General features: G+C 71.8%; 9 protein-coding genes and 1 pseudogene. 5 read left to right on the top strand and 5 right to left on the bottom strand.

Annotated elements, in window-relative coordinates:
• From ACFYOB_RS37655 to ACFYOB_RS37640, 4 genes and pseudogenes are all read right to left on the bottom strand, one after another.
• Positions 1 to 245, bottom strand: a pseudogene (locus tag ACFYOB_RS37655) (sulfate ABC transporter substrate-binding protein); the annotation flags it as partial.
• A gap of 257 nt (positions 246 to 502) precedes the next feature.
• Positions 503 to 574, bottom strand: coding sequence for a putative leader peptide (locus ACFYOB_RS37650; RefSeq protein ID WP_353962829.1), 72 nt, complete (start codon positions 572 to 574; stop codon positions 503 to 505).
• A 162-nt stretch (positions 575 to 736) separates the two neighbouring features.
• Complete coding sequence (locus ACFYOB_RS37645; protein ID WP_388568514.1) at positions 737 to 1195, bottom strand: RrF2 family transcriptional regulator; 459 nt, start codon at positions 1193 to 1195, stop codon at positions 737 to 739.
• A gap of 128 nt (positions 1196 to 1323) precedes the next feature.
• Positions 1324 to 2526: an acyl-CoA dehydrogenase gene (locus ACFYOB_RS37640; protein WP_388568511.1), complete on the bottom strand. Its 1203-nt coding sequence runs from the start codon at positions 2524 to 2526 to the stop codon at positions 1324 to 1326.
• 765 nt (positions 2527 to 3291) lie between these two features.
• On the opposite strand from ACFYOB_RS37640, the gene ACFYOB_RS37635 reads away from it, so the two are divergent.
• Positions 3292 to 3843, top strand: coding sequence for a winged helix-turn-helix domain-containing protein (locus tag ACFYOB_RS37635; RefSeq protein WP_388568509.1), 552 nt, complete (start codon positions 3292 to 3294; stop codon positions 3841 to 3843).
• A 44-nt stretch (positions 3844 to 3887) separates the two neighbouring features.
• On the opposite strand, the gene ACFYOB_RS37630 is transcribed toward ACFYOB_RS37635, so the two are convergent.
• Positions 3888 to 4457, bottom strand: coding sequence for a helix-turn-helix domain-containing protein (locus ACFYOB_RS37630; RefSeq protein ID WP_388568506.1), 570 nt, complete (start codon positions 4455 to 4457; stop codon positions 3888 to 3890).
• 139 nt (positions 4458 to 4596) lie between these two features.
• On the opposite strand from ACFYOB_RS37630, the gene ACFYOB_RS37625 reads away from it, so the two are divergent.
• The 4 genes from ACFYOB_RS37625 to ACFYOB_RS37610 are packed head-to-tail and all read left to right on the top strand — an operon-like array spanning position 4597 to position 8276.
• Positions 4597 to 5376 (top strand): ABC transporter permease, encoded by a 780-nt coding sequence (locus ACFYOB_RS37625; RefSeq protein WP_388568503.1) that lies wholly within the window; start codon positions 4597 to 4599, stop codon positions 5374 to 5376.
• Positions 5373 to 6089, top strand: coding sequence for an ABC transporter ATP-binding protein (locus ACFYOB_RS37620; RefSeq protein WP_388568501.1), 717 nt, complete (start codon positions 5373 to 5375; stop codon positions 6087 to 6089). The genes ACFYOB_RS37625 and ACFYOB_RS37620 overlap by 4 nt, the downstream gene beginning before the upstream one ends.
• Positions 6090 to 6144: 55 nt before the next feature.
• Positions 6145 to 7140, top strand: coding sequence for an ABC transporter substrate-binding protein (locus tag ACFYOB_RS37615; protein ID WP_388568498.1), 996 nt, complete (start codon positions 6145 to 6147; stop codon positions 7138 to 7140).
• A 26-nt stretch (positions 7141 to 7166) separates the two neighbouring features.
• The gene (locus ACFYOB_RS37610) at positions 7167 to 8276 is read left to right on the top strand and encodes an aryl-sulfate sulfotransferase (protein WP_388568495.1); all 1110 of its coding nucleotides are present in this window, start codon (positions 7167 to 7169) and stop codon (positions 8274 to 8276) included.
• Positions 8277 to 8394 lie beyond the last annotated feature (118 nt).

Here is an 8394-nt window from a genome sequence, read left to right as displayed (position 1 = left end):
CCGCCCAGTTCCTTCTGGATCAGGCCTTCCTGGAGGCCGACCAGCGCGGTGGCGTGCGTCAAGTTCGGGAAGTACCCGATGCGGACCTCGGAGGCCGACAGCTTCTCGCCGCCGGTGGCCGCGACCTTGGCCTTGTCGTCGTCCTTCTTCGCCTCGGAACCGTAGCCGCAGGCGGTGAGCAGCAGGGGAAGCGCCGCTGTGACGGCGATGGCGCGCAGGGTGGTGAGCGGTCTTGCGGCAGACACGGGGGTGTCCTTTCACGGGGTGGTGTTCAGGGAAGTGCGGAGATGGGCGACGCGAAGCCATCGGCACACACGGCACCCGCTCCCGGCCGTCGGCGGCGGGATCGCGGTCGCAGGCTGAGGAACGGAGAAGTGTCGGACGACCGCGCTCGAAGGCGTGCGGTCGGTGAGGTCGGCCGAGGGGCCCGCACGGCCGCCGGTGAGCGGACCGGGGCAGCGCCCAGTGGCGTACTACGCGTAGCCCTGCCCGGCGAAGGGTGTCAACAGGGCTGACAGATGGCGCTGGACGTACGGACCAGGTCGATGTGCCGGCGGGAGGTCAGAGGCAGCATCCGGCTTGCGTGGTGCAGTCTTCGCACGGCCACCTCCCTGATTCCTAGTTTTCCCACCTGGTTGGTAGGCATCCTGGCAGAGGCGGGCACCCGGCCCAAGAGGGTGACCGCATGGTGGACGCCTAGATCTCGCGATGTGAGAAAGTGCTGGTGGGGCGGGGGTCAGGGATTGGACCAGGCCCCGGGGGTATCGGCCAGCGCCGATACGTCAGTGGGCAGGTCGGACGATGCGACATCGGCGAGTGACACGCCGTCGAGGATCTCGCGCACGTTGGCCCGCAGTGCGATCCACAGGGGGAGCAGCGACTCGGCGGGGCCAGTGTAGGACAGGTCCGGTGGGCGGACCCCGCGCACCGAGACGAGCGGTCCGTCCACGATGCGGATGACATCCGCGATGCTGATGGACTGGGCGGGCTTGGCCAGCCGGTAGCCACCGTTGCCACCGCGCTGGCTGAGCACGAGACCGCCTCGGCGCATGTCGTTCAGGATGCCCTCGAGGAACTTGTGCGGGATGTCCTGGGCGTCGGCGATGGCTTCGGCCTTCACTGGCCCGTCATCCTGTGACGCGGCAAGCTGCAGCGCGGCACGTACCGCATAGTCCGCCCTGGCTGAGATCCGCATAGGGACATTATCCGGCATGGACTCGGCCGGCGTCGGTCGAGGGTGGCCGCAGGCTGCCGGGCGGGTGGCCATGCCCGGCAGCCGCGGGGATCAGGTCCGGAGCCGAGTCCTGAGCGGCGCCCTGCGGGTCAATGGAAGGCTGCCGCCACCGCACGGTGGGAGCCGTTGAGATAGTGCTCGCCGATGGAGCGCAGGCGGTGCGCGACCGGGCGGTGGGCTGTCAGGACCCGGGCGTTGCGCCAGAACCGGTCCAGGCCGGGGGCGTCGGCGAGTTCCAGCACCCGGGCGGTGATGTGCAGGATGGCCTTCGACGTCACGGCCTCGGCGGTGGCGACCAGGGCGGCGACGCCCGCGGGTACCTCGGCATCGAGCTGCGCACCCGCGGCGAGGGCCTGCGCCATCACCTCCGTCGCCCGGTCGACCACGGCGGTGGCCGTCTGAGCGGCAGAGGCGAGTTCCCCGTACGTCAGGAAGAGGTCCGGGTCCTCGCCGGGCAGGCGGTGTGCGCGGCCGCCCCTGCTGAGGTCGCGTGCTTCGGTGAGAGCGCCCCCGGCGATGCCGAGGCCGACGTGACACAGGGCGAGCCGGAGCGCCGGCTCCGCGAGCGCGGTGAAGGGCGCGGTCGACTCCTCGTCGTGCGGCCGGCGGCCCAGCACCTGCCCGGGCGTGACGGTGACCCGGTCCAGGACGACCTCGCCCGCCCCGGCGACCCGCTGCCCGAGGCGGTCGTGGGCGGCTTCGACGGTCACGCCCTGTGCGCCGGGTGGGATCCGTACGACCAGGACGTCACCGGTCGAGGCGCAGACGGCGTCCACCACGATCTGGTCGGCCGCGGCCACCGCCGTGTCCACGGACCGGCGCCCGTTCAGCAGGTAGCCGGTGACGCGCGGCCTCAGTGTGAGGTCCGGTCCCTCTGTGTCGCCGTTGGGTGCGGGAGTGCGGACCGCCCCGGTCCATAGCCACCGCTCGCGCACCGACTCCTCTTCGAGGGCGGTCGCATGCTCGTGACTCGCGTAGAAGCGTCCGCTCCAAGTGTGTACGTAGTGGCGGGCGAGTACGTCGCCGACGGAGCTGTCCGCTGCGGCGATCTCCCGTATGACGGCGCATCCGGTACGCCAGTCCGCCCCGCGGCCGGGCCCGGGCGGGGTGAGGGCCGCCGGCAGGCCGGCCTCGCGCAGCCGGGCCGCCTCGTCGGTCGGCGGCCTGCCCGCCTGATCGCGGACGATGGCGTCCGCGGCGAGGTCCTCCGCCACGTCACGGGCGGTACGCAGGAGCGCGCGGCGCCGCTCGTCGGCGGACCGGAAGCCGGCGGGGCTGGGTGTCGTCCGCATGGGCGTCACTGGCAGGCCCCGGTGCCGCTGTGTGGCGCGGGGGCTGGGCGGACAGCGGTGCCATGGGGGATGGCGGTGGTCATGTCGGCTACTCCGGAACGTTGTTGGGTGGCGTCGGCCGGTTGCCGGATCCCCACCTTTCCCATCGGATTGATAGGGATACTCGCCCTGGAGCGGCCTTCGCGGCAAGGCGTGACCGAATGGTGGACACTTCGATCTCGGGATGAAGGACGATGCAGGTCAGCGGCCGGCTCGCGGGGCTGGGTCGTCGCCGGATCCTCCGTCAGGGAGTGTGTGAGCCCATGGAGTTCGCCCGATGCGATACCTGCCGGTGAGCCTTCGCCTAGGCGGAGATCCGCTGCGGCGGCAGGGGTGGCCAGGCTCCTTCGCCGCACATTCCCTATGTAATCAGTAGGGAAGTCTTGACGCGTGCCCGCCGCGCACTTCACGATGTGGCCATGTCCCCGTCGCAGCCGTTGCTCGTACGCCGCAGGCACGTTGACTTCCGTCTCGTCGCCGGCGCCATCTGCCGACCCGTTTAGGGCTTTTTCGACAGGGCATTTCCTCGACGCGCGCCCGGTGTTCCGACTGCCGCTTCTCTCTGTGCTCCGCGCCTTTCGTGCCCCCGGCCCTTTGAGCCGTACGGGTCCGCCCGGCGTGCGACGCGCAGGCCCTCCCGGTCGACTCCGTCACGGAGACCCCGCGCCCCGTCGTGCCCGAACACCGGCATTCGTACCTCGATCCGCGCAGCCGAAGGGGCTCATCGTGACCACCGCAATTCCCGTACCCGCCGTCCACCGTTCCCCGGCCCCGCGCCTCCAGCTGGTCGGCGGCCGTCCGCCCGCTGTCTCCGCCGATGGGACCTATGGCGGCCGTGTCGGATACCTCGTGTTCCTGCCGGCTGACGTCGACCCGGTGGCGCTGATGAAGGCGCACGGCGTGCGTCCCGAGATCCGTTCCCTCGAGCCCGGGACGCTTCCGGCTCCCGAGCCGGAACCGGCCCCGCACCCCGACTCCGTCGAGCTCGACGACGCCATCCGGGTCGACCGGGCACGTCGGCTGGTCGAGGTCGACGGACGCGAACTGGAGCTCACCTACCTGGAGTTCGACCTCCTGGCCCACCTCGTGTCCCATCCGTACACGGTCCACACGCGTGGTGCCCTCATCTCGGGCATCTGGGGCTACGGGCACATCGGTGACGGCCGTACGGTCGATGTCCACATAGCCCGGCTGCGCCGCAAGCTCGGCCCCGCTTACCGGGGCCGTATCTCCACCGTGCGCCGCGTCGGCTACAAGTACGCGCCCGACCACCAGTAGCCCCCCGCCGGTCAGGCGGAACCTCTGTCGCCGCCGCCGGTTTCTCAGGCGTTCGCGATGACCAGCAGGGTTCGGGCGGCGGCGGGGCCCGTCAGGCGGCAGCGGTGCGGGACTTCGCCCCGGTGGTGGGCGCTCTGTCCGGCGCGCAGGGTCAGCGGTTCCTCGCCCTCGACTTCGAGGGCGATCTCGCCCTCCAGTACGTAGAGGAAGTCCTCGCCGGGGTGCTCGAACCAGCCGCGCTCGCCCTGGCCGGGCTCGAAGTGGTGCTCGTAGGCCTCCATCAGCGCGCTGCGCCCGCCGGGGATGAGGACCTGGGCGATCTGCCCGGCCGCCTCGCTGACGCGGATCACCTGCGGGTCGCTCTCGTGGCTGACCGCACCCGGTCGGGCGGGCGGTCGTAGGAAGGTTCCCGGGGTGACGTCCAGCGCCTCCGCGATCCGGTAGATCGAGCTGAGGCTGGGCGTGGCGAGGCCGCGTTCGAGCTGGCTGAGGAACGGCTGGGAGAGGCCCGAGCGGGTGGCGAGGACGGCCATGGAGACGCCGCGCTGTTTGCGGCAGCTCCGGATCACCCGTCCGACCTCGATCGCCTCGGGCGTGGGTTCAGGTCGAGACACGCAGGTGAACGTACCTCATCACCGATCAAGCACCGGGGGTCCCGGCGAGGTTTCGTACTGCCGCAACACTCCCGTCATAAGCGTGGTCAATTATTGACCTCGCTTATCTACGACGAGGAACCGAACGAGGAGCCGCCCCGTGCACGCCACCCCCTCACCGCCCGGCCGGAGCCTCAGCCGGCTCGGCCCGGCCCTGGGCGCGGCAGGTGCCCTGCTCGCGCTGTGGTACCTGCTCGCCTGGTCCGGTGCGGTGGCCCCGGGGCTGCTGCCCACCCCCGGCGAGACCGCGGCCGCGCTCGCGGACAACGCCCGCAGCGGCATCCTGGCCGCTGATCTCGGCGCCAGCCTGGCCCGCGCCGGGCAGGGTTTCGCGCTCGGTGCCCTCGTGGGCAGCGCGCTGGGCTTCGCCACCGGCTATCTGCCGAGGCTGTCCGCCGCCGTCACCCCGCTCGTCTCCTTCCTGCGCCCGATCCCGGCCATCGCGCTGGTGCCGCTCGCGACCGCCTGGTTCGGCATCGGGGAGACCGCCAAGCGCCTGCTCATCGCGTACGCTGTGCTGCTCGCCGTCTGGCTGTACGTACACGACGGGGTCTCCCGGGTGCCGGCGTCCCATCTGCGGGCGGCCCGGTCACTGGGCGCGCCGCTGCACCGGCGGTTCACCGAGGTGCTGCTGCCCGCCGCCGCGCCCGCACTGCTCGCCGCGTTGCGGTACGGGGCCTCGGTGGCGCTGCTCGCCCTGGTGGCGGCGGAACTGGGCGGCGCGGACAGCGGGTTGGCGTACCGGCTCCAGGTGGACGGCCAGTTCCTGCGCGTGGACCGGATGTTCGCCGGGCTGTTCGTGCTCGGGCTGCTCGGCGTGGCCGTCGACCTCGTACTGGCCGCGGTCGGCCGCCGGTTCGTGCACTGGAGCGCCTCATGAGCCTGGGAGTACGACTGGAGGGGCTGTCGGTCCACTACGGGGCCGCCCCGGTGCTGGAGCGCACCGATCTGGAGCTCCCGGCGGGCTCGTTCACGGCGCTGCTGGGGCCCAGCGGGTGCGGCAAGTCCACGGTTCTGAACCTGGTGGCCGGGTTCGTGCGGCCCACCGAAGGGCGGGTGACGGCGGGTTCCGCCCCCGTGCGCGGGCCGGGCCCGGAGCGGGGCGTGGTCTTCCAGCACTACGCGCTGTTCCCCTGGCGCACCGCCCGCGGCAACGTCGAATTCGCCCTCAAGCGGCTCGGCCTGCCGCGTCCGGAGCGCCGCCGGCGCGCCCTCGCGGCAGTGGCCGAGGTAGGGCTGGCGGACGGCGCCGAGAAGTACCCGGCGCAGCTGTCCGGCGGCATGCAGCAGCGCGTGGCACTGGCCCGCGCCCTGGCCGCCGAGCCCGAAGTGCTGCTGATGGACGAGCCGTTCGGAGCGCTGGACGCACTGACCCGGACCCGGATGCAGACCCTGCTGCGTGAGTTGTGGCAGCGCCGCGGAACCACCGTCCTGTTCGTCACGCACGACATCGACGAGGCACTGTCCCTCGCCGAACGGGTCGTCGTCCTCGGCGGGACCCCTGGGCGGGTGCTGGCCGACCACACCGTGCCCGCCGGGCCGCCCGACCCGGACCTGCGCTCACTGATCGCCCGTCATCTCGGCTCCGACTGAAGTTCCCTCGGCTCTCTCCCCTGCTCCCACCTCCGTCCCCGGAAAGGACTTCCCCATGCTCAGACCCCGTGCAGTGGCCGCACTGTTGACGGCGGCCGTGCTCTGCGCGCTCACCTCGGCCTGCGCCGGCGGCTCAGGCCCCGCGGCCGGCGGCCGCCCCGCAGTCTCCCTCGCCGGGAGCGACCACCTCGGCGGCGCGCCCGTCTACGTCGCCCAGGAGCACGGGATGTGGTCCGCCGAGGGCATCGACGCCACCGTGACCGCCCAGCCCAGCGGGCGGGACGCCCTGAACGCGGTGCTCGGCGGTCAGGCGCAGCTCGGCGTCGTGGGTGATCTGCCCGCGGTGACGGCCGCGCTGAGTGGGCGCGAGCTGCGGATCGTCGCCGACCTGTCCCGGTTCTCCGACTGGCGCCTGCTGACCCGGACCGACCGGCAGATCACCGGGTTCGCCGCGCTGAAGGGCCGCAAGGTCGGAGTCCCGCAGGGTACGAACGTCGAGTACGCCCTGTCACGGATGCTCGCCTCCGCGCAGCTGACGGCCGCTGACGTGACCGTGGTCAACCTCGCCCCGAACCAAGTCACTTCGGCTCTGGCCCGAGGCGACATCGACGCCGGGGTCACCTTCCCCAGCTTCTACGACGCCGCCCGCACCACCCTCGGTGACCGCTACGCCGAGCTCCCCTTCACCGGCTACACGGCCCGGACCCTGCTCGTCGCGGGTCCGGCGGCGACCGAGGAGGCCACCACAGCCGTGCTCCGGGCGCTGCTGAAGGCCCAGGGCGAGATCGCCGCCGACCCGGCCGCCGCGCGAAGGGCCGTAATCGCCCAGTCCAGGGGCGCGCTCCAGGCCGGCTACGTGGACGCCTTCCAGCCCCGCTACGGCTACGGCGCGACCCTCTCACCCGAGCTGCTGGCCCAGTTGGAGCACGAAGCCGCCTGGGCGAAGGCCGCCCAGAGCCTGCCGGGCTCCGCCGACCGCGCCGCGCTGCTGAAGCATCTGCACCCCACGCCCTTGACGGCCGTCGACCCGGCCGCCGTCACCGTCCGCTGAACCCGCCCCCGAGACAGGAGATCCCCATGACCGTCGACCAGAACACCCTGCGCCGCCGCGGCGTCGGCCTGATCGCCCATGACCCCGCCCGCAGCTACGGCGGCTACACCCTCTACACGCCCATCACCAGCGCCGGCGAGATCCACCTCGTCGACATCGAGGGCCGGCCCGTCCACACCTGGAACTCCCCGCACCCGCCCGGCCGCCAGGCGCAGCTCCTCCCGGGCGGCAACCTCTTCTACGCGGCCAAGGACACCAGCAGCCCCACCCTCTTCCCCATCTGGGACGTCTACCACGGCGGCATCTTCCAGGAACTGGCCCCCGACTCCACGGTCCTGCGTGAGGTCCGCCACCCCTTCCACCACCACGACGCCTCGATCCTGCGCAACGGCAACCTCATCGTCACCGTCGTCGAACCCCTGGACCCGGCCGACGCGGCCCGCATCCGGGGCGGCATCCCCGGCTCCGAAGCCGCGGGCGGGGTGATCTACGGGGACGTGGTGTACGAGCTGACCTGGGACGGGGAAGAGGTGTGGCGCTGGGCCGCCATCGAGCACCTCGACCCCGAGGAGTTCCCGCTGGACACGCACTTCGCCCGTGAGCACTGGCCCATGGCCAACACCGTCAACGAACGCGCCGACGGCTCGATCGTCCTGGGCTTCCGCAGCGCGTCCTCCACCGTGGCCGTCGACCGCGCCGACGGGTCCGTGCTGTGGCACATCGGCCCCGACGTCCTGGCGCAGCAGCACCACCCGCACGAGCTGGCGGGCGGCAACATCCTGGTCTTCGACAACGGTACCTACCGCGACACCACGTCCGTTCCGTACTCGCGGGTGCTGGAGCTCGACCCGCGGACGGGCAAGGTGGTGTGGTCGTACGAGGACAACCCGCCGCAGAACTTCTACAGCCCGTACATGTCCAGCGCGCAGCGCCTGCCGAACGGGAACACCTTCATCGCGGAGGGCTCCTTCGGCCGGCTCTTCGAGGTGACGCCCGCCGGTGACGTGGTGTGGGAGTTCGTGGTCCCGCAGTTCCGGTCCTTCGGCGAGGGCGTGGGCCTGGAGTCCTCGGCCGGCGCCCAGAACTCCGTCTTCCGCGCCTACCGCTACTCCGCCGACCAGTTCCCCTGGCTGTGAACCACAGTCCGGTTCATTTCACCGGAAGGCGTTGTGTGTACGGCGGATGAAATTGCCGCACGCTTCCGCCAATACCGATATCAAGACCGTTGGCAGCCCTTCTCCAGGCTGTCTGACT

The sequence above is a fragment of the Streptomyces sp. NPDC006463 genome, assembly GCF_042870715.1.
In the GTDB taxonomy this organism is placed as follows: domain Bacteria; phylum Actinomycetota; class Actinomycetes; order Streptomycetales; family Streptomycetaceae; genus Streptomyces.
Note: the sequence above shows the minus strand (reverse complement) of the source record. Positions and strands in the feature narration are given on the sequence as shown.